Source organism: Pseudomonas sp. NPDC088429 (genome assembly GCF_044753305.1).
GTDB classification, from domain to species: Bacteria; Pseudomonadota; Gammaproteobacteria; order Pseudomonadales; family Pseudomonadaceae; genus Aquipseudomonas; species Aquipseudomonas rustica.
This window is the reverse complement of sequence record NZ_JBIVMX010000005.1, coordinates 21,623-46,655: the sequence shown is the minus strand read 5'-3', so window position 1 is coordinate 46,655 and position 25,033 is coordinate 21,623. Positions and strand designations below refer to the sequence as shown.

Annotated in this window: 4 protein-coding genes; 1 reads left to right on the top strand and 3 read right to left on the bottom strand. The window is 61.3% G+C overall.

Annotated elements, in window-relative coordinates; translation table 11 throughout:
- Positions 1 to 130: 130 nt before the first annotated feature.
- From ACIP66_RS05135 to ACIP66_RS05125, 3 genes are read right to left on the bottom strand one after another with little or no spacing between them, the layout of a single operon-like run.
- The gene (locus tag ACIP66_RS05135) at positions 131 to 1,498 is read right to left on the bottom strand and encodes an HlyD family type I secretion periplasmic adaptor subunit (protein ID WP_053116435.1); all 1,368 of its coding nucleotides are present in this window, start codon (positions 1,496 to 1,498) and stop codon (positions 131 to 133) included.
- Positions 1,488 to 3,644 (bottom strand): type I secretion system permease/ATPase, encoded by a 2,157-nt coding sequence (locus ACIP66_RS05130; protein WP_053116434.1) that lies wholly within the window; start codon positions 3,642 to 3,644, stop codon positions 1,488 to 1,490. Before ACIP66_RS05130 ends, ACIP66_RS05135 begins: the two co-directional genes overlap by 11 nt.
- Positions 3,645 to 3,677: 33 nt before the next feature.
- Entirely contained in the window at positions 3,678 to 5,027 is a 1,350-nt protein-coding gene (locus tag ACIP66_RS05125) for a TolC family outer membrane protein (RefSeq protein WP_053116433.1), read from the bottom strand.
- A 358-nt stretch (positions 5,028 to 5,385) separates the two neighbouring features.
- Between ACIP66_RS05125 and ACIP66_RS05120 the strand changes: the two genes are divergently transcribed.
- On the top strand, positions 5,386 to 24,918 hold the full coding sequence (locus ACIP66_RS05120) for an immunoglobulin-like domain-containing protein (RefSeq protein ID WP_400646006.1): 19,533 nt from the start codon (positions 5,386 to 5,388) through the stop codon (positions 24,916 to 24,918).
- The last annotated feature ends 115 nt before the right edge of the window (positions 24,919 to 25,033 follow it).

Here is a 25,033-nt window from a genome sequence, read left to right as displayed (position 1 = left end):
GAGAAGTGCTGTTCCGGCTGACGCTATCGCGAGCAGGCTCACTCCTACAGGGATCGCATTCCATCTGGAGAAATGCGATTCCTGTAGGAGTGAGCCTGCTCGCGATGAGGCCAGCGAAGCCACTATAGAATCAACGCTCGTGTAGTGCCTCAGCCCGCGCGCGGATGATCGGCTTGAGCAGGTAGCTCAACACCGATTTCTTGCCGGTAATGATATCCACCGACGCGACCATCCCCGGAATGATCAGCAACGGCTTGTCATCCGTACCCAGATGACTGCGCTCCGTACGCACCTTGATCACGTAATACGTGGTCTTCTTGTCTTCATCGGTAATGGTGTCGGCACCGATCTGCTCAAGCTTGGCTTTCAGGCCACCATAAATGGTGTAGTCGTACGCGGTGAATTTCACCGTAGCTTCCTGGCCCGGATGCAGGAACGCGATGTCCTGCGGGCGGATTTTTGCTTCGACCAGCAAGGTGTCGTCCAGCGGTACAATTTCCACCAGATCGCTGCCCGGCTGGATCACGCCGCCGATGGTGTTGACCAGCAACTTGTTGACGATGCCCCGCACCGGCGAGGTGACCAGCGTACGGCTGACGCGATCTTCCAGCGCCTTGCCGGTAGCGCTGGCCTTGTTCAGGTCGGTGCGCGCCTCGTTGAGTTGGGTCAGCGCTTCGCTGCGGAATTTGCCGCGCGTCTCGTCGATCTTGCGCTGCACTTCCTTGATCGCCGATTCGGCACGCGGAATCGCCAAAGTTGTGGCATCGAGCTGACCACGGGTTTCCACTTCGGCACGCTTCAGGCGCAGCACTTCCACCGGGGACACTGCGCCCTGCGCCACCAGCGGCTCGGACATGTTGATTTCCTGACGCTGCAAGCCGAGTTGCTGGCGGTATTGTCCCTGCTTCGAGCCAAATTCGCGAAGCTCTTGCTGACGCTGAATCAACTGCTCCTGCAGACCGCCAATCTCGTCGTGCAGTTGCTGGCGGCGGCTGATGTACAGCGACTCTTCGCTTTTCGCCTGCCCCGGCACGGCTTTCAGCACGTCCTCAGGAAAATTCAGCGGACGGTCATCGACTTCGGCGCTCAGACGCTCAACGCGCAGCAACATCGACAGACGATCGGCCTCGGTTTCGCCGACGTTGGAGGCAAATCGCGTGTCGTCGAGACGAATCAGCGGTGCGCCGGCCTCAACGATCTGGCCTTCCTTGACGAACAGTTCGGAGACGATCCCGCCCTCAAGGTTCTGGATTTTCTGGATCTTCGACGACGGAATCGCCTTGCCGTCGCCCTTGGTCACTTCGTCGATCACGGCGAAATTGGCCCAGAGCATAAGAAAAACGAAGAAGCCGATGATCGCCCAAATGGTCAGGCGCACGACGCGCGGGGCGTCCTCGATCAGCGCCTTGTTCACCTCTGGCAGCGGCTGGCCCTGCAACGATGCCGAGCCCTTGAAGTAGCGACGGATCGAATCCTTGAAACCCGACTTAAGCAACACTGATCTGCCCCTTCTTCAACGCTTCCATCACGGCGGCTTTCGGGCCATCGGCGAGAATCTGACCACGGTCGACCACCAACAGGCGATCGACCAGCGACAACAGTGAAGCCCGGTGCGTGACCAGTATCACGGTCTTGTTTTCAATTACTGCCGCGAGGCGTTGCTTGAGGCGTTCTTCGCCGGTGTTGTCCATCGCGCTGGTGGGTTCATCCATCAGCAGAATCGGCGGATTGAGCAACAGCGCGCGGGCCAGCGCGACGTTTTGTCGTTGGCCACCGGAGAGGTTCTGCCCGCGCTCGCCGACTTGCAGCTCGTAGCCTTGCGGGTGCAGACGCGCGAATTCGTGGACGCCGGCCAGTTCAGCGGCTTGCAGCACCAGTTCGTCTTCTACATAACGCGCACCGGAAACCAGGTTGTCACGCAGGGTGCCGGCCAGCAGTTGGATGTCTTGTGGCACATAGCCGATGTTGTAGCGCAGCTCGCTGACGTCGATCTGGCGAATGTCCACACCGTCGACCAGCAAGGCGCCATCGTCCGGCTGATAGAGGCCAACCAGCAGTTTGGCCAGGGAGCTTTTGCCCGAGCCACTGCGACCGATGATGCCGATTTTTTCGCCGGGACGAACCACCAGGTTGATGTTCTTCAGCGCCGGGTTCTGTTGTTCCGGGTAGGTGAAGTTGAGCTGGCGGCACTCGATCGCGCCTTGCAAAACCTTGCGGCTCAGCGGGCGCTCTTCGAAGTTGCGCTCTTGCGGCAGCTCCATCATTTGATCGACCGAGGTCATGGTCACCCGCGCCTGTTGATAGCGAGTCAGCAGACCGGACAGCGAGGCCAGCGGGCTCAGCGCGCGACCGCTGAGCATGTAGCAAGCGATCAGACCGCCCATGCTCAGGTGCCCGTCGATGATCTGGTACACGCCGAAGACGATCATGATCACCCCGGCCAGTTGCTGGATCAGCAGGGTGATGTTCATCGCCAGGCCGGAGAGCATTTTCACCCGCAGTTCGAGGCGGCTGAGGGTGCCGATGGTCTGTTCCCACTGGTACTGGCGTTCGCTTTCGGCGTTGTTGACCTTGACCGCGTCGAGACCGGCGAGGGTTTCGATCAGGCTCGATTGACGCTCCGCGCCGAGGGCCATGGTGCGTTCCATCGTGGCCACCAGCGGCTTCTGCAAGGCGTAGCCGATCAGCAAGGCAATCGGGAACGCCAGCACCGGAATCCACACCAGATGCCCGCCAAGAATGGCGATGACGATGAAGATCAGGATGGTGAACGGCAGGTCGATCAGGCTGGTGAGGGTTAGCGAGGCGAGGAAATCGCGCAGGCTCTGAAACTCGTGAATGTTCTGCGCAAAGCTGCCGACTCGCGCCGGGCGATACTTCATCGACATGCCGACGATGCGCTCGAACAGCGTCGCCGAGATGATCAGGTCGGTTTTCTTGCCGGCCAGATCCAGGCACAAACTGCGCAGGCTCTTGAGGATCAGGTCGAACAGGTAAGCGCCGGTAATCCCGAGGGCCAAGACCCACAGGGTCGCTTCGGCCTGGTTCGGCACCACGCGGTCGTAGACGTTCATCACAAACAGCGGCGCGGCCATCGCAATGATGTTGATCAGGAAACTTGCGGCAATCGCATCGGCGTACAGCCAGCGCGAACGCTTGAGGGTGTCGCGGAACCACGAGCGAGCGCGCGGAATCAGCGTGCCGTGGTTGACGTCGAATTTGTGTTGCGGCTGGGCGAAGAAGACTTTGCCGGTGTAATCGTCGGCGAGCAGTTCGCGGCTGACCACGGACTCGCCGCCGTCGCTTTCGCTGAGCAGCACCCGCGCTTCATCTTCACCTTGCCAGCCCAACAGGACGGCGCTGCGGCCATCCTTGAGCAGCAACAGCGCGGGCATGGCGATCGCCGGAATTTCTTCCAGTTTGCGCTGCAACACCCGCCCTTGCAGGCCGGCGCGAGCCGCCGCGCGGGGCAGCAACTCGACACTCAAACGTTGTTTGGGCAGCGGCAGGCCGGTGGTCAGCATCGCCGCGCTGGCAGGCTTCTGATGCAGCATGCAAAGGGCGAGCAGACCGTCCAGTAACGGATCGTCGTGCAACGCGCGTGGATCATGACTGAGATGAACTCGACTGACTTCTGATTCCACGCTCGACACTCTTTAACAGTTGAAAGGGATAACTCAATTCATCCCAGGCAGCTGAACCTTGGGCTTCACGTCGTTCTGCACAACGGATGCCAACGGCGCGACCACTCCCTGGCTTCTGAGCAACTCGCCCATGGTCGCCTTGATTCGGTACTGAGTAAATAACTGAATGTTTTTGATTTCAGCCAGACGACGCGATGCGGTGAACAGCTCGTTTTCGCTGTCGAGCAAATCGAGCAGGGTGCGTTCGCCGAGGCTGAATTGACGCTGATAAGCAGTGCGTACGGCGGTGCTGTGATCGACGTATTGCTGCGCGATCGGCACCTGCGCGTTGGCGTTGTTCAAGGCGTTCCAGGCCAGGCCCAGCTCTTCGTTCAACTGACGCAGGGCGTTGTTGCGGATGTCCAACGCCTGGTTCGACAGGTACGACTTCGATTCCAGATCAGCCTTGTTGCTGCCACCGGAATAGAGGTTGAAGCGCATGCGCAGCATGGCTTGCCACTCGTTGTTGTGACCGTTCTGGCCATCGATATCGTTGTCGGCGGTGCGGCCCAGTTCAGCGTCGAAACGCGGGTAGAAGGTCGACTTGGCGGTCTCGTACTGCTTCTCGGCAGCGGCGATATCGGACTCGGCCGAACGCAGGATCGGGCTGTTTTCGACCATCTGCGTGCGCGCTTCATTGAGGTTGGCCGGCATCATCGCGATGAACGGCGCCGGGCGCTCCAGCTGATCCGGCATCTGGCCGACGGCGCTGAGGAAGTTGGTTTCCGAGTCGGCGAGGTTGGTTTGCTCGGTGATCAGGTTGTTGCGGGCCTGAGCCATACGCGCTTCGGCCTGATCGAGGTCGGCGCCGCTGCCGACGCCGCGCTGAGTGCGCAACTGGATCTGATCGTAGATACGCTGGTGGCTCTTGAGGTTTTCTTCGGCCAGACGCACGAACTCGCGGCGGGTCAGCACGTCCAGATAAACCTGGGCGACGGTCAACGCGGTGCGCTCGGAAGTGCCGAGCAACGAGTAAGCTCGGGAGTTAACGGTGGCTTGTTGACGCCCGACTTCGCTGGAAGTGGCAAAACCGTCAAAAACCATTTGCGAGAGACGTAAACTTGACTCGCTGCGGTTCAGGGTTTCGTAGTGGTTACCGGAATCGGCGCGCGTGGTCACGCTGTCGGTGCCTTCACGGCCATAACCACCCAGCAGATCGACCTTCGGCAGGTATCCACCTTTCGCTGCTCTTAATTGATAATCCGCCGCCAAACGACTGTTGACCCCTGCCTGGATCTCCGGATGGACATCCAATGCCTGCTGCATGGCTTCTGGTAAGGATTGTGCTTGTACAAAAGAGGCGGCGAGAGCGAAGGGTACGGCGAAAAGCAGGGGCGAACGCATGGTAGGAATTTCCCAGAACTTCTTGTCTTGAATCACAGCAAAAACGGGGCGCTGCGTCGGATGATGGCAACCAGATTGACCGTATGTCGGAAAGTTCAAAACAGGAACTGGATCACACGCTGAAGGACGGGTCGCCGCGGAAATATCAATGTGACATTACTGGGGCGATTGTTTAGGATGGCACCCAGAAGGTCAATAGTTTGGCATAAAGTTAATAGCGAAAGAATCTAGCCAAATTATTGACGATTAGACGCGTCAAACTTGCTACGCAAAATTTAAAAGTACGTCCAGACTGAATCGGCGCCCATGCCATCAGGTCCATGGAAGTCAACTGAACGTGACACCCGGAGAGTCTTCAATGAGCAGTGTTGTTGCCATCGTCAAAAGCATTGTTGGTCAGGTATTCGTGGTGTCACCAGAGGGCGTGCGTCGCGTACTCGTTGAAGGCGATCGCCTGTTTGTCGGCGACCAGATCGACACCGGCCTCTCCGGCGCCGTGTCGCTTGAATTGGCAGATGGCCGCACCCTCGACCTCGGTCGCGAAACGCAGTGGAGCGCCAACGCGCCCGACTCCAGCACTGACCTGGCCGAAGCCACCGCGCAGGCAGCGCCTTCTGTAGAAGAATTGCAGCAAGCCATCGCCGCCGGTGTCGACCCGACGACCGCCCTCGACGCTACCGCTGCCGGCCCAAGCGCCGCAGGCACTGGCGGTGCTGCCGGTGGTGGCCACAGTTTCGTGATGCTCGACGCCACCGCTGGCCGCGTTGACCCGACGATTGGCTTCCCGACCGCAGGCATCAACGCTGCCGGTCAGACCACGCAAGACATCACCGGCGGGCAGACCACCGACACCACCACGAATGCTTTGCGCGATTCGACTCTTAGCGTCAGCGCCACACCGACCATCACCGAAGCCGGTGGCGTGCTGGTGTACACCGCGACCCTGACCCAGGCGCCGCTGACCGACCTGACCATCACCTTGTCCAACGGCGCGGTGATTGTGGTTCCGGCCGGTTCGACCACGGGCACCGTCAACGTACCGCTGGCGCCGAACGACACTGTTTATAACGACTCGACCCAGATCGACGTGACCGTCACCGGCACCACCGGCGGCAACGGCATCAACGTGACCCCGCCAACCGTCCCGGCCACGACCCAGGTCACCGACACCATCGACACCACCACCGTCACTTTGACGGCGGGCACGAATGTCACCGAAGGCGGCCAGATCACCTACACCGCGACCCTGACCAACCCGGCGCAAACCCCGGTGACCGTCACCCTGTCGAACGGCTCGACCATCACCATTGGCGCGGGCCAGACCACCGGCACCGTCAACGTGCCAACGCCGCCGAACGACGTCTATAACAATGGCAGCACCGTCACCACGACCATCACTGGTGCCACCGGTGGCAACTTCGAAAATCTGGTGCCGAACCCGACGCCAGCGACCACCACCATTACCGATTCGGTGGACACCACCACGGTCACTCTGACCGCTGGCTCGACCGTCACCGAAGGCGGTCAGATCACTTACACCGCGACCCTGACCAACCCGGCGCAAACCCCGGTCACCGTCACCCTGTCGAACGGCTCGACGATCACCATCGAAGCCGGCCAGACCACGGGCGTCGTCAACGTGCCGACCCCGGCGAATGACGTCTACAACAACGGCAGCACTGTCAGCACCACGATTACCGGCACCACCGGTGGCAACTTCGAAAATCTGGTGCCGAACCCGACGCCGGCGACCACCACCATTACTGATTCGGTGGACACCACCACGGTCACGCTGACTGCTGGCTCGACCGTCACTGAAGGCGGCCAGATCACTTACACCGCGACCCTGACCAACCCGGCGCAGACCCCGGTGACCGTCACTCTGTCGAACGGCTCGACCATCACCATCGAAGCCGGCCAGACCACGGGCGTCGTCAACGTGCCGACAGCGGCCAATGACGTCTACAACAACGGCAGCACCGTCACCACCACAATCACTGGTGCCACCGGTGGCAACTTCGAAAATCTGGTGCCGAATCCGACGCCAGCAGTAACCACCATCACCGATTCGATCGACACCACCACGGTCACCCTGACCGCTGGCTCGACCGTCACCGAAGGCGGTCAGATCACCTACACCGCGACCCTGACCAACCCGGCGCAAACCCCGGTCACCGTCACTCTGTCGAACGGCTCGACGATCACCATCGAAGCCGGCCAGACCACGGGCGTCGTCAACGTGCCGACAGCGGCCAATGACGTCTACAACAATGGCAGCACTGTCAGCACCACGATTACTGGTGCAACCGGCGGCAACTTCGAAAATCTGGTGCCGAACCCGACGCCGGCAGTGACCACCATCACCGATTCGATCGACACCACCACGGTCACCCTGACCGCTGGCTCGAGCGTCACCGAAGGCGGACAGATCACCTACACCGCGACCCTGACCAACCCGGCGCAGACGCCGGTAACCGTCACCCTGTCGAACGGCTCGACCATTACCATCGAAGCCGGCCAGACCACGGGCGTCGTCAACGTGCCGACCCCGGCCAACGACGTCTACAACAATGGCAGCACCGTAACTACCACCATCACCAGTGCAACCGGCGGCAACTTCGAAAATCTGGTGCCAAACCCGACGCCAGCAGTAACCACCATCACTGATTCGGTCGACACCACCAACGTCAGCCTCACCGCCACCGGCACCGTCGTTGAAGGTGGCCAGATCACCTACACCGCGACCCTGACCAACGCCGCGCAAACGCCGGTGACGATCACCCTGTCGAACGGTTCGACCATCACCATTGAAGCCGGCAAAACCACCGGCAGCGTCAACGTGCCGACAGCGGCCAACGACGTCTACAACAATGGCAGCACGGTCAGCACCACGATTACCGGCGCAACCGGCGGCAACTTCGAAAACCTGGTGCCGAACACCACGCCAGCGACCACCACGATTACCGATTCGATCGACACCACCAATCTGTCGCTGTCCGCGACCGGCACCGTTGCTGAAGGCGGTTCGATCGTTTACACCGCAACCTTGACCAATCCGGCCGGCACGCCAGTCACCGTGACCCTGAGCAACGGCTCGGTGATCACCATCGACGCCGGCAAAACCACCGGCACCGTGACCGTCGCGGCACCGGCGGATGACGTCTATAAAGACGCCGGCCAAGTCGAAGTCAGCATCAATAACGTCACTGGCGGCAATTTCGAGAACCTGGTGCCGAGCACCGTTCCGGCCGTCACCGAAGTGACCGACACCGTCGACACCTCGACCGTGAAATTGACGGCTGACACCTCGGTGGCTGAAGGCGGCACCGTCACTTACACCGCAACCGTTGGCGCGCCAGTCACCGGCTCTCCGGTTGTCGTGACCTTGGCCAACGGCCAAAACATCACCATCGCGGTCGGCCAAACCACCGGCACCGTGACCACCACCGCGCCGAACGACGCGCTGGCCGGCAACGCGCCGCTGAGCAACTCGATCACCAATGTCAGCGGTGGCAATTACGAAAATCTGGTCGCCGACAAAACTCCGGTTTCCACTAACGTCACCGATGTTGCCGACACCACCAACCTGTCGCTCAGCGCCACCGGTTCTGTGGCTGAAGGCGGTTCGATCGTTTACACCGCAACCCTGACCAACCCGGCCGGCACGCCGGTGACCGTGACCCTGTCAAACGGCTCGGTGATCACCATCGAAGCGGGCAAAACCACTGGCACCGTGACCGTCGCTGCGCCTGCCGATGACGTCTATAAAGACGCCGGCAAAGTCGAAGTCAGCATCGACAACGCCACTGGCGGCAACTTCGAGAATCTGGTGCCAAGCACCGTTCCAGCTGTCACCGAAGTGACCGACACCCTCGACACGTCGACCGTCAAACTGACCGCTGACACCACCGTGGCTGAAGGCGGCACCGTCACCTACACCGCTACCGTTGGCGCGCCGGTCACCGGTTCGCCTGTCGTCGTGACCTTGGCCAATGGCCAAACCATCACCATCGCGGTCGGCCAGACCACCGGCACCGTAACCGCCACTGCACCGAACGATGCGCTGACCGGCCATGCGCCGCTGACCACGTCGATCACTGAGGTGTCCGGCGGTAACTACGAAAATCTGGTGGCTGACAAAACTCCGGTCAGCACCACCGTCACCGACACCACCGACACCACCAATCTGTCCCTCAGCGCCACCGGTACCGTGGCTGAAGGCGGTTCGATCGTTTACACCGCGACCCTGACCAACGCTGCCGGCTCGCCCGTCACCGTAACCTTGTCGAACGGCGCCGTGATCACCATCGAGGCTGGTAAAACCACCGGCACCGTGACCGTTGCGGCCCCTGCCGATGACGTCTACAAAGACGCCGGCAAAGTCGAAGTGAGCATCAAGGACGCCACCGGCGGCGACTTCGAGAACCTCGTTCCGAGCACCACGCCAGCCGTCACCGACGTGACCGACACCCTCGACACCTCGACGGTGAAACTGACCGCGACCGAGACCGCTGCTGAAGGTGGCACCGTCACTTACACCGCGACCGTCGGCGCGCCAGTCACCGGTTCGCCGGTCATCGTGACCCTGGCCAACGGTCAGACCATCACCATCGCCGTCGGCCAGACCACCGGCACCGCGACCGCCATCGCACCGAACGATGCGTTGACCGGTCACGCGCCTCTGACCAACTCGATCACCGAAGTCAGCGGCGGCAACTACGAAAATCTGGTCGCTGACAAAACCCCGGTCAGCACCACCGTGACCGACACCACTGACACCACCAACCTGACGCTCAGCGCCACCGGTACCGTGGCTGAAGGCGGTTCGATCGTTTACACCGCGACCCTGACCAACGCAGCAGGCTCGCCAGTCACCGTGACCCTGAGCAACGGCTCGGTAATCACCATCGACGCTGGCAAAACCACCGGCACCGTGACCGTCGCTGCGCCTGCCGATGACGTCTATAAAGACGCCGGCAAAGTCGAAGTGACCATCAAGGAAGCCACTGGCGGCGACTTCGAGAACCTGGTGCCAAGCACCGTTGCAGCCGTGACCGACGTCACTGATACCATCGACACTTCGACGGTGAAACTGACCGCCACCGAGACTGCGGCTGAAGGCGGCACCGTCACCTACACCGCCACTGTTGGCGCCCCAGTGACCGGCTCGCCAGTCGTAGTCACCCTGGCTAACGGCCAAAGCATCACCATCGCTGTCGGCCAAACCACCGGCACCGTGTCGACCACCGCACCGAACGACGTGTTGGCCGGTCACGCACCGCTGACCAACTCGATCACCAATGTCAGCGGCGGCAACTACGAAAATCTGGTCGCCGACAAAACCCCGGTCAGCACCACCGTGACCGACACCGTCGACACCACCACCGTTTCGCTGACCGCCACCGGCAACGTCAACGAAGGCGGGCAGATCGTCTACACCGCGACGCTGACCAACCCGGCCGGCACCCCGGTGACCGTGACCCTGAGCAACGGTTCGACCATCACCATCGACGCCGGCAAGACCACCGGCACCGTGACCGTTCCTGCGCCTGCCGATGACGTCTACAAAGACGCCGGCAAAGTCGAAGTGACCATCAAGGGCACCGACGGCGGCAATTTCGAAAACCTGGTGGCCAATCCGACGCCAGCGGTGACCAACGTCGCCGACACCATCAACACCACGCACCTGACCCTCAGCGCTGAAAGCTATGTGCTCGAAGGCACCTCGATCACCTACACCGCGACCCTGACCAACGCCGCGCAAACGCCGGTGACCGTCAACCTGAGCAACGGCCAGACCATCACCATCGAGGCTGGCAAAACCAGCGGTTCGGTGACCATCGCGGCGCCGAGCGATGACGTTTACAAAGACGTCAGCAAGCTCACCGTGACCATGACCGACGCAACCGGCGGCAACTTCGAAAAACTCGACGTCAGCAAGACCCCGGTCAGCACCACCGTCAATGACACCGTCGACAAAACCACGCTGACCCTCAGCGCCAGCGACACCGTCAGCGAAGGTGGCCAGATCACCTACACCGCGACCCTGAGCAATCCGGCCGGCACCGCGATGACCGTGACCCTGGCCAACGGCGCAGTGATCAACATTGCTGCCGGTGCGACCAGCGGTTCGGTGAATTTCGCCGCGCCTGCCAACACCCCGTACATTGACGGCGGCAAAGTACAGACCGCGATTGCCAGCCACAGCGGCGGCAACTTCGAGCAGGTTGATGCCAACCGTTCGGCGGTGGTCACCACCGTCACCGACACCGTCGACGCCACCAATATCAGCCTGAGCGCCACCGGTTCGGTCGCCGAGGGCGGCTCGATCGTCTATACCGCAAGCCTGACCAACGCGGCCGGCACGGCCATGACCGTGACCCTGAGCAACGGCGCGGTGATCAACATCGCCAAAGGCGCGACCTCTGGCACTGCCACCGTCGCCGCACCGGGCGATGACGTCTACAAGGACGCCGGCAAAGTCGACGCGAGCATCACCAAGACCACCGGCGGTAACTTCGAGAACCTGGTAGTCGACAAGACTCCGGCCGTCACCGACGTGACCGACACCATCGACAACAGCACCGTTTCGCTGACCGCCACCGCCGCCACCGTTGAAGGCGGCGTGGTGGTTTACACCGCGTCCGTGACCGCTCCGGTCACCGGCGCGCCGGTTGTCGTGACCCTGTCCAACGGCCAGACCATCACCATTCCGGTCGGCGCCAGCAGCGGCAGCGTCAACTTCACCGCACCGAACGATGCACTGGCCGGCGGCAACACGCTGAGCGTGAAAATCGACGGCACCAGCGGCGGCAACTACGAAAATCTCGTCGCAGACAAAACCCCGGCCGTAACGTCGGTGACCGACACCGTCGACACCACCAACCTGTCGCTGAGCGCGACCGGCACCGTGGCTGAGGGTGGTTCGATTGTTTACACCGCGACGCTGACCAACCCGGCTGGCACGCCAGTCACCGTGAACTTGTCGAACGGTTCGACCATCACCATCGAAGCGGGCAAAACCACCGGTTCCGTGACCGTTGCCGCGCCAGCCGATGACGTCTACAAAGACGCCGGCAAAGTCGAAGTGACTATCAAGGACGCCACCGGCGGCAACTTCGAGAACCTGGTGCCGAGCACCACGCCAGCCGTGACCGACGTCACTGACACCATCGACACCTCGACCGTAAAACTGACGGCCGACACCACCGTGGCTGAAGGCGGCACCGTCACTTACACCGCCACTGTCGGCGCGCCGGTCACCGGTTCGCCCGTCGTGGTGACCCTGGCCAACGGCCAAAGCATCACCATCGAAGTCGGCAAAACCAACGGCACCGTGACCTTCACCGCACCGAACGATGCGCTGACCGGTCAGGCTCCGCTGACCAACTCGATCACCGGCGTGACCGGCGGCAACTACGAAAATCTGGTCGCCGACAAAACCCCGATCACCACCACCGTGACCGACACCACCGACACCACCAACCTGTCGCTCAGCGCCACCGGTTCCGTGGCCGAGGGTGGTTCGATCATCTACACCGCGACCCTGACCAACGCTGCGGGCTCGCCTGTCACCGTGACCCTGTCGAACGGTTCGGTAATCACCATCGAGGCCGGTAAAACCACCGGCACCGTGACCGTTGCAGCGCCAGCCGATGATGTCTACAAAGACGCCGGCAAAGTTGAAGTGACCATCAAGGACGCCACCGGCGGTAACTTCGAGAACCTCGTTCCGAGCACCACCCCAGCCGTGACCGAAGTCACCGACACCATCGACACCTCGACCGTCAAACTGACCGCCACCGAGTCTGCTGCTGAAGGTGGCACCGTCACCTACACCGCGACTGTCGGCGCGCCAGTCACCGGTTCGCCTGTCGTCGTGACCCTGGCTAACGGCCAGAACATCACTATCGAAGTCGGCAAAACCACCGGCACCGTGAGCACTACCGCGCCGAACGACGCGCTGAACGGCCACACGCCGCTGACCAACGCGATCACTGACGTGAGCGGCGGCAACTACGAGAATCTGGTCGCCGACAAAACCCCGGTTTCGACCACCGTCACCGACACCGTCGACACCACCGATCTGACGCTGAGCGCGACCGGCACCGTCGCCGAGGGCGGTTCGATTGTTTACACCGCGACGCTGACCAACCCGGCCGGCACGCCGGTGACAGTGACCCTGTCGAACGGTTCGACCATCACCATCGAAGCGGGCAAAACCACGGGCACCGTGACCGTTGCAGCGCCAGCCGATGACGTCTACAAAGACGCCGGCAAAGTCGAAGTGACCATCAAGGACGCCACGGGCGGTAACTTCGAGAACCTCGTTCCGAGCACCACGCCAGCCGTGACTGACGTCACTGACACCATCGACACCTCGACCGTCAAACTGACCGCTACCGAGACCGCTGCTGAAGGTGGCACCGTCACCTACACCGCGACCGTCGGCGCGCCAGTCACCGGTTCGCCGGTTGTCGTGACCCTGGCCAATGGTCAGAACATCACCATCGAAGTGGGTAAAACCACCGGCACCGTGAGCACTACCGCGCCGAACGATGCGTTGACCGGTCATGCTCCGCTGACCAACTCGATCACCAACGTTTCCGGCGGCAACTACGAAAATCTCGTTGCCGACAAAACCCCGGTCAGCACCACCGTGACCGACACCACCGACACCACCAACCTGTCGCTCAGCGCCACCGGTTCTGTGGATGAAGGCGGCCAGATCACTTACACCGCGACCCTGACCAACGCTGCTGGCAGCCCGGTAACCGTGACCCTGAGCAACGGCTCGGTGATCACCATCGACGCTGGCAAAACCACGGGCACCGTGACCGTCGACGCGCCGAAAGATGACGTCTACAAAGACGCCGGCACCGTTGAAGCGACCATCAAAGGCGCAACCGGTGGCGATTTCGAAAACCTCGTCACCAGCACCGCCCCGGCCGTCACCACCGTCAATGACACCATCGACACCTCCACCGTGTCGCTGACCGCCACCGCCAACGTCGCCGAAGGCGAAACCGTGGTCTACACCGCTACCGTAACCGCGCCCGTAACTGGCTCGCCGGTTGTCGTGAACCTGTCCAACGGCCAGACCATCACCATCGCCGTCGGTGAAACCACCGGCACGGTGAACTACGTTGCGCCGAACAGCCCATTGGCCGGCGGCAGCTCGCTGAGCGTGACCATCGATGGCGCCACTGGCGGCAACTACGAAAAACTCGCGGTCGACGGCAAGTCCGCCGACACCGCGGTTTCGGACACCAACGACACCACCAACCTGAACCTGAGCGCGACCGACTCGGTGGCTGAAGGTGGTTCGATCGTTTACACCGCGACCCTGACCAACGCCGCCGGTACTCCGGTGACAGTGACCCTGTCGAACGGCGCAGTGATCACCATCGAAGCAGGCAAAACCAGCGGCACCGTGACCGTTGCTGCTCCGGCGGATGACGTTTACAAGGACGCTGGCAAAGTCGAAGCCACTATCTCGACCGCGACGGGCGGCAACTTCGAGAATCTGGTGCCGAGCACCGTTCCGGCCGTGACCAACATCACCGACACTATCGACACCACCACCGTCAAACTGACCGCGACCGAGTCGGCGGCTGAGGGTGGCAACGTCACTTACACCGCGACTGTGGGTGCGCCAGTGACCGGTTCGCCTGTCGTCGTCACTCTGGCCAACGGCCAGAACATCACGATTGAAGTGGGCAAAACCACAGGCACCGTGACCACCACTGCGCCGAATGACGCACTGACTGGCCATGCTGCGCTGACCAATGCGATTACCGACGTTTCTGGCGGCAACTACGAAAATCTGGTGGCTGACAAGACACCGGTTTCGACCAATGTGACTGATACCGTCGACACCACTAACCTGTCGTTGTCCGCGACTGGCTCGGTGGCTGAAGGTGGCTCGATCGTTTACACCGCGACATTGACCAACGCCGCTGGCTCGCCAGTGACGGTGACCCTGTCGAACGGTGCCGTGATCACTATCGAGGCTGGCAAAACCAGCGGTAACGTGACCGTCGCTGCGCCTGCCGATGACGTCTACAAAGATGCTGGCAAAGTCGAAGCAACCATTTCTGCCGCAACCGGTGGCGACTTCGAAAAACTGGTACCGAGCACTGTTCCAGCTGTTACAGAAGTGACCGACACCATCGACACTTCGACCGTGAAACTCAGCGCCTCCGAAACAGCGGCCGAGGGTGGCACCGTCACCTACACCGCGACTGTCGGCGCGCCAGTAACTGGTTCGCCGGTTGTCGTGACTCTGGCCAATGGTCAGAACATCACGATTGAAGTGGGCAAAACCACTGGCACCGTGACCTTCACCGCGCCAAACGATGCGTTGACCGGTCATGCGCCGATTACCAATGCGATTACTGGTGTCACTGGCGGCAACTACGAAAACCTCGTCGCCGACAAAACCCCGGTTTCGACCAACGTCACCGACACCGTCGACACCACAAACCTGTCGCTGTCCGCGACTGGCTCCGTGGCTGAAGGTGGTTCGATCATCTACACCGCGACACTGACCAACGCTGCTGGCTCGCCAGTCACCGTGACCCTGTCGAACGGTGCTGTAATCACCATCGAAGCGGGCAAAACTTCCGGCACCGTGTCTGTTCCAGCGCCAGCCGATGACGTCTACAAGGACGCCGGTAAAGTTGAAGCGACGATTTCGACTGCTACCGGTGGCAACTTCGAAAATCTGGTACCGAGCACTGCTCCAGCCATTACCGAAGTAACCGACACCATCGACACCTCGACCGTCAAACTCAGCGCTTCCGAAACAGCGGCCGAGGGTGGCACCGTCACCTACACCGCGACTGTTGGTGCGCCAGTGACCGGTTCGCCGGTTGTGGTGACCTTGGCCAACGGCCAGAACATTACGATTGAAGTGGGTAAAACCACCGGCACCGTGACCACTACTGCGCCGAATGACGCACTGACTGGCCATGCTGCGCTGACCAATGCGATCACCGACGTTTCTGGCGGCAACTACGAAAATCTGGTGGCTGACAAGACACCGGTTTCGACCAATGTTACTGATACCGTCGACACCACTAACCTGTCGCTGTCCGCGACTGGCTCCGTGGCTGAAGGTGGCTCGATTGTTTACACCGCGACACTGACTAACGCTGCTGGCTCGCCAGTCACAGTGACTCTCTCGAACGGCGCCGTGATCACCATCGAAGCCGGTAAAACGTCGGGCAACGTCACCGTCGCTGCGCCAGCCGATGACGTCTACAAAGACGCCGGCAAAGTTGAAGCAACCATTTCTGCCGCAACCGGTGGTGACTTCGAAAAACTGGTACCGAGCACTGTTCCAGCCGTTACCGAAGTGACTGACACCATCGACACCTCGACCGTGAAACTCACCGCGACCGAGTCCGCTGCTGAAGGTGGTGCGGTTATTTACACCGCTACTGTTGGCGCGCCAGTAACCGGTTCGCCGGTTGTGGTGACCTTGGCCAACGGCCAGAACATCACGATTGAAGTGGGCAAAACTACTGGCACCGTGACCTTCACCGCACCGAACGATGCGCTGACCGGTCATGCGCCGATTACCAACTCGATTACCGGCGTGACTGGCGGCAACTACGAGAACCTGGTGGCTGATAAGACGCCGGTTTCGACCAACGTTACCGACACCGTCGACACCACTAACCTGTCGCTGTCCGCGACTGGCTCCGTGGCTGAAGGTGGCTCGATTGTTTACACCGCGACATTGACCAACGCTGCTGGCTCGCCAGTCACCGTGACCCTGTCGAACGGCGCCGTGATCACCATTGAAGCGGGCAAAACTTCGGGCAACGTGACCGTCGCTGCACCTGCCGATGACGTTTACAAAGACGCAGGAAAAGTCGAAGCGACCATTTCTACCGCAACCGGTGGCGACTTCGAAAAACTGGTACCGAGCACTGTTCCAGCTGTTACCGAAGTGACTGACACGATCGACACTTCGACCGTGAAACTCAGCGCCTCCGAAACAGCGGCCGAGGGTGGCACCGTCACCTACACCGCGACTGTTGGTGCGCCAGTGACCGGTTCGCCTGTCGTCGTCACCCTGGCCAACGGTCAGAACATCACGATTGAAGTGGGTAAAACCACTGGCACCGTGATCTTCATTGCGCCAAACGATGCGTTGACCGGCCACGCGCCGATCACCAACTCGATTACCGGCGTGACTGGCGGCAACTACGAGAATCTCGTTGCTGATAAAACTCCGGTTTCGACCAACGTTACCGACACCGTCGACACTACTAACCTGTCGCTGAGCGCGATCGGTTCTGTGGCTGAAGGCGGTTCGATTGTTTACACCGCGACTCTGACCAACGCCGCTGGCTCGCCAGTCACCGTGACTCTGTCGAACGGCGCCGTGATCACCATTGAAGCGGGCAAAACTTCGGGCAATGTGACCGTCGCTGCACCTGCCGATGACGTTTACAAAGACGCCGGCAAAGTCGAAGCAACCATTTCTGCCGCAACCGGCGGCGACTTCGAAAAACTGGTACCGAGCACTGTTCCAGCTGTTACCGAAGTGACTGACACCATCGACACCTCGACCGTCAAACTGACGGCCGATACTTCGGTCGCTGAAGGCGGCAACGTCACCTATACCGCCACCGTCGGCGCTCCGGTTACTGGTTCGCCGGTCACCGTAAGCCTGTCCAACGGCCAGAGCATCACCATCGAAGTCGGCAAAACCACCGGAACTGTGATCTTCACCGCACCGAACGATGCGCTGACTGGCCATGCTCCGCTGACCAACGCGATCACTGGCGTAACCGGCGGCAACTACGAAAATCTCGTGGCCGACAAAACTCCGGTTTCGACCAATGTGACTGACACTGTCGACACCACCAATTTGTCGCTGTCCGCGACCGGCTCTGTCGCCGAGGGTGGCTCGATTGTTTACACCGCGACATTGACCAACGCCGCTGGCTCGCCAGTGACCGTGACCCTGTCGAACGGCGCAGTCATCAACATCGAAGCGGGCAAAACCACCGGCACCGTCACCGTCGCGGCTCCAGCTGACGACGTCTACAAAGACGCCGGCAACGTGCAGGCAACCATCAAAACCGCCACCGGTGGCAGTTTCGAAAACCTGGTGACCAGCACTGCGCCAGCCGTAACCAGCGTGACCGACACCATCGACACCACGACCGTGAAGCTGACGGCCACCGCTAGCACAGCCGAAGGTGGCAACGTCGTCTACACCGCCACTGTTGGTGCTCCGGTAACCAATTCGCCTGTGGTCGTAACGCTGGCTAACGGTCAGACCATCACCATCGGCGTGGGCCAGACCACTGGCACTGCAACCACCACTGCGCCAAACGACGTACTGACTGGCCATGCACCGCTGACCAACTCGATCACCAACGTCAGCGGCGGCAACTTCGAGAACCTCGTCGCCGACAAGACGCCAGTCAGCACCACCGTGACCGACACCGTCGACACGACAAACCTGACGCTGAGCGCCACCAACTCGGTCGCTGAAGGTGGCTCGATTGTCTACACCGCAACCCTGACTAACGCCGCTGGCTCGCCTGTCACCGTGACGCTGTCCAACGGTGCGGTAATCACCATCGACGCCGGTAAAACCACCGGCACTGCGACGGTTCCAGCGCCAGCCGATGACGTCTACAAAGACGCCGGCACTGTGCAGGCAACCATCAGCAGCGCCACCGGTGGCAACTTCGAGAACCTGGTACCAAGCACTGCTCCAGCGATCACCAGCGTGACCGATACCATCGACACCACCACCGTGAAACTCACTGCGACTACAACCGCAGCCGAGGGTGGCAACGTCGTCTACACGGCAACCGTCGGTGCTCCGGTAACCGGCTCGCCAGTCACCGTGACCCTGGCCAACGGTCAGACCATCACCATCGCTGTGGGTCAAACCACTGGCACCGCAACAACCACCGCACCAAACGACGTGTTGACCGGTCATGCTCCACTGACCAACGCGATCACTAACGTCAGCGGCGGCAACTACGAAAACCTCGTCGCCGACAAGACGCCGGTCAACACCACCGTGACTGACACCGTGGACACCACTAACCTGTCGCTGTCCGCGACCGGCACCGTGGCCGAAGGTGGCCAGATCACCTACACCGCAACATTGACTAACGCCGCTGGCTCGCCAGTCACCGTGACCCTGAGCAACGGCTCGGTGATCACCATCGACGCAGGCAAAACCACCGGCACCGTCACCGTCGCTGCTCCAGCTGACGACGTCTACAAAGACGCCGGCAACGTGCAGGCCACCATCAAAACCGCCACCGGTGGCAGTTTCGAAAACCTGGTAACCAGCACCGCGCCAGCCGTGACCAGCGTCACCGACACCATCGACACCACCACGGTGAAACTGACGGCCACCGCGACAGCGGCCGAAGGTGGCAACGTCGTCTACACGGCAACCGTCGGTGCTCCGGTAACCGGCTCACCAGTCACCGTGACCTTGGCCAACGGTCAGACGATCACCATCGCTGTAGGTCAAACCACTGGCACCGCAACCACCGCCGCACCTAACGACGTGCTGACCGGCCATGCACCATTGACCAACTCGATCACCAACGTCAGCGGCGGCAACTACGAAAACCTCGTGGCCGACAAAACTCCGGTCAGCACCACCGTGACCGACACCGTCGACACGACAAACCTGTCACTCAGCGCTACGAACTCAGTCGCCGAAGGTGGCTCGATCGTTTACACCGCGACATTGACCAACGCCGCTGGCTCGCCAGTGACGGTGACTTTGTCGAACGGCGCTGTGATCAACATCGAAGCCGGGAAAACCACCGGCACCGTGACCGTCGCTGCTCCGGCGGACGACGTCTATAAAGACGCCGGCACCGTGCAGGCAACCATCAGCAACGCCACCGGTGGCAACTTCGAAAGTCTGGTACCGAGCACGACGCCAGCCGTGACCAGCGTCACCGATACCATCGACACCACCACTGTGAAGTTGACGGCAACGGCGACAGCTGCAGAAGGCGGCAACGTCGTATACACCGCGACTGTCGGTGCTCCGGTTACCAATTCGCCAGTAGTAGTGACTTTGGCCAACGGTCAGACCATCACCATCGACATCGGCAAAACCACCGGCACCGTGACCTCCACTGCGCCGAACGATGCGTTGACTGGCCACACCCCACTGACCAACTCGATCACCAACGTCAGCGGCGGTAACTACGAAAATCTGGTAGCCGACAAAACCCCGGTCAGCACCACCGTGACTGACACCGTCGACACCACCAACCTGTCGCTGTCCGCGACCGGCACCGTGGCCGAAGGTGGCCAAATCACCTACACCGCAACCCTGACCAACGCCGCTGGCTCGCCAGTCACCGTGACCCTGAGCAACGGCTCGGTGATCACCATCGAAGCCGGCAAAACCACCGGCACCGTGACCGTGGCTGCTCCAGCTGACGACGTCTACAAAGACGCCGGCAACGTGCAGGCAACCATCAAAACCGCCACCGGTGGCAGTTTCGAAAATCTGGTGACCAGCACTGCGCCAGCCGTGACCAGCGTCACCGACACCATCGACACCACGACCGTGAAACTGACGGCCACTGCGACAGCGGCCGAAGGTGGCAACGTCGTCTACACCGCGACAGTCGGTGCGGCGGTAACCAACGCGCCTGTCGTGGTCACCCTGGCCAACGGTCAGACCATCACCATCGACATCGGCAAAACCACCGGCACCGTGACCACCATCGCACCGAACGATGCGCTGACTGGCCACACTCCGTTGACCAACTCGATCACTAACGTCAGTGGCGGTAACTACGAAAATCTGGTCGCCGACAAAACCCCGGTCAGCACCACCGTGACCGACACCGTCGACACCACCAACCTGTCGCTGTCAGCGACCGGCACTGTGGCCGAAGGTGGCCAGATTACCTACACCGCAACCTTGACCAACGCCGCTGGCTCGCCAGTGACCGTGACCCTGAGCAACGGCTCGGTGATCACCATCGAAGCCGGCAAAACCACCGGCACCGTGACCGTTCCTGCACCGGCTGACGACGTCTACAAAGACGCCGGCACCGTGCAGGCAACAATCAGCAACGCCACCGGTGGCAGCTTCGAAAACCTGGTGACCAGCAACACACCCGCCGTGACCAGCGTCACCGACACCATCGACACCACTACTGTCAGCATCACCGGCAGCAGCTCGGTGACCGAAGGCCAGACCGCCAGCTACACGGTCAGCCTGAACCACCCGGCGCAAACCGACGTGACCCTGAAAATCGTCTACAGCGGTACCGCCGCCGACGGTTCGGACTTCACCGGTGTGTACACCGTGAAGATCCCGGCAGGTGCGAGCAGCGCGCAGTTCAACGTCGCCACCATCGATGACAAGATCACCGAAGGCACCGAGAACTTCGTGGTCAAGATCGACTCGGCCACGGGCGGCAACTTCGAGAACCTCGCGATCAGCGCCACCAACGGCAGCGTCAGCACCTCGATCATCGACAACGATGCGCCGCCGGTCATCGACCTGGATGCCAACAACTCCAGCGGCGCCACCGGTGCCGACTACAAGGTGACCTTCACCGAAAACACCCCGGGCGCGGGCGTGTCGATTGCCGACACCGATATCAAGATCACCGACCCGGACAGCACCATGCTCACCGGCGCCACCGTGGTACTGACCAACCGTCAGGACGGCGATGCGCTGAATCTGGGCAACAGCGTCAATGGCATCAGCATCAATGCCAACAGCACCAACGGCACCGTGACCCTGACCTTGTCGGGTAACGCGACGCTGGCTGACTACATGCAGGCCATCAAGAACATCAGCTTCACCAACAACAGTGAAGACCCGAGCACCGTGCCGCGCATCATCACCGTCACCGTGACCGATGGCGGCAACTACTCCAACACCGCGACCACCACGGTCAACGTGGTGGCGGTCAACGATGCGCCGATCGCCGCACCGAGCAACGTCACCGGCACGGAAGACACGCCGCTGATCCTCGGCTGGTCGACCTTCGGTGTGACTGACGTCGACAGCCCGGCCAGCAGCCTCGGGGTGAAAATCACCCAGCTGCCGGGCGAAGGCAAACTGCAGTATCTGGACGGTTCGACGTGGAAAGACGTCGCCAACAACCAGACCTTCAGCAAGGCCGACATCGACGCGGGCAAGCTGCGCTTCATGCCGGATGCCAACGAGTCGGGCGCGAACGGCAATGCTGCGGGCATTGGCGATCAGAAGGCTGACTACGCACAACTGCAATTCCAGCCAACCGACGGCCAACTACTAGGCAGCACCGGCACGATCAAGATCGACATCACGCCAGTGGCTGATGCACCGACCCTGGGCGTGGCCGACAACAGCGTGAAGTCCACCGGGCTGATCAAGGAAGTCTGGACGGGCCTGTCGGGCCTCGGCACCAACGGCAACGGCGCCGATGCGACGACGTTGAAAAACGTCATCGACGCCGCCGGCAAACCGAACTCCAGCACCAACGTGACCAACGTGCAGTCCGACGGCAGCGTGACCGCCGGTACCGCATCGAAAACTTCCGGCCTGATCTATCTGGAAGCCGGCAAGAGCTACACCTTCACCGGTATCGGTGATGACAGCCTGTTGGTGACCATTGGCGGAAAAACCGTGGCCTCGACCACATGGGGCGTGGGCGGCAACCTCAACGGTTCGTTCACCCCGACCACCAGCGGTTACTACACCCTGGACATCTACCACCACAACCAGAGCGGCCCGGGCAGCTATGACGTCAACCTGTCGGTCAACGGCGGCACGGCGATCGACCTGAGCAGCGCTGGCGTGCCGATCTACACCGGCGTGCAGGATCTGGTGAACTCCGGCGTGACCGTTTCCGATCTGCATGGCAGCAACGGCGAAGGCTATTACGACGGCTACAAGCTCAACACCGGCGCCGAAGGCACCAGCGTCAAGTTGTCGGCCGTGACCACGGGCCTGACCGACACCGACGGCTCGGAAACCCTGAGCGTGAAGATCAGCGGCGCACCGGTCGGCTCGGTACTCACCGACGGCGCGGGCCACAGCTTCACCGTCACCGCGACCAGTGGCGACGCCAACGTCACTGGCTGGAGCCTCGGCACCCTGACCGTGACCCCGCCGACCTACTACAACGGCCAGTTCAACCTGACCGTGACGTCGACCTCGACCGAAGCGCTGGGCGGTTCGGCCAGCACCACCGCGACCATTCCGGTCACCGTGGTACCGGCGGTCTATAACGCCATCGTCGGCACCTCGGGCGATGACACCTTCAGCGGCACCGACGGCAACGACATCATGGTCGCTGACATCGGCGGTCTGACCGTGGTGCCGGGCACCAACTACAACATCGCGTTCATGGTCGACAGCTCGGGCAGCATGAGCGCTTCGTCGATCAGCGCGGCCAAGGACTCGCTGACGTCGGTGTTCAACACCCTCAAGCAGAGCCTCGGCGGCAACAACTCGGGCACGGTGAACATTTTCCTCGCTGACTTCGACACCCAGGTGAACAAGTCGGTGTCGGTGAACCTCAACGACCCGAACGCGCTGACGCAGCTCAAAGCCGTACTCGACTCGATGGCGTCCGGCGGCGGTACCAACTACGAGGACGTGTTCAAAACCACGGCCAACTGGTTCCAAAGCGCTGACGCTGTGGCCAACACCGGGGCGAAGAACCTCACGTACTTCATCACCGACGGCCAGCCGACCTATTACCAGAGCGGCGAGCAGACCAACCCGACGCTGTACGGCAGCGTTAAGCTCGACAGTGTGGTGACGACCAGCAATTACAAGCTGGGCGATAGCTTCGCCACGTACATCGACAGCACGCACTATCTGAGCATCAGTGCCGCCGGTGCTGCTGTTCTGCAAACGTACAAAAACGGCAGCTGGAACTGGAGCAGCCTGGGCACCGTTCACGCTCAGGGCGACGGCACCTATGAGTTGTCGAACCTGGCGGGCAGCGGCAGCAGCACCAGCACAACCACCACCGACAACTCGACCAGCAGTTTCGCGCTGCTCAGCGGTCTGTCCAACGTTGAAGCCATCGGCCTCAACAGCGGTGTCAGCCTTAATGACCTGAAACCTTACGACTCGGACAAAACGCCACAAACCAACATCGATCCGAAGGATCTCGCCAACTCGATCATCGGCCACACCGAAGCGACCCTGCCGGGCAACGACACGGTCAACGGTGGCGACGGCAATGACATCCTGTTCGGCGATCTGGTGAGCTTCAACGGCATTGCCGGCGAGGGTTATCAGGCGATGCAGGCGTTCGTGGCCAAGGAAACCGGGGTCGACGTCAGCAAAGTCACTACCAGCAACGTGCACCAGTACATCACCGAGCACTATCAGGCGTTCGATGTGTCCGGCGCGCATGACGGCAACGACACGCTGTTGGGTGGCGCGGGCAATGACATCCTGTTCGGCTCGGGCGGTAACGACACGCTCGATGGCGGCAAAGGCAATGACATCCTGCTCGGCGGTACCGGTAACGACACACTGATCGGCGGCTCGGGCAACGACATCCTTATTGGTGGTTCGGGTGCCGACACCTTCGTCTGGAAATCGGGCGACACCGGCAACGATGTGATCAAGGACTTTAAGGCCGCCGACGGTGACCGCATCGACCTGCGCGATTTGCTGCAGGGCGAGACCGGCAGCACCATCGACAACTTCCTGAAGATCACCACGGTCGACGGCACGTCGTCGCTGCAAGTCAGCTCGGCAGGCAAGTTCAACTCGGGCGATGCGGCTGCGGCCACGCCGGACGTGACGATCAAACTGGAAGGCAACAACTGGTCGAGTGCCAACATTCATAACCTGATTGCTGGTAGCGACCCGACCATCAAGGTCGACCACAACAACAGCTGATGCATGAACACAACGGCCGCCCTGATGGGGCGGCCGTCACGTTTACGCCAATCGTCACGGTGACGATTGCGTCGCCGCACCGCATACTCGCGCGCAGTTGGCTATGCTGCTGACA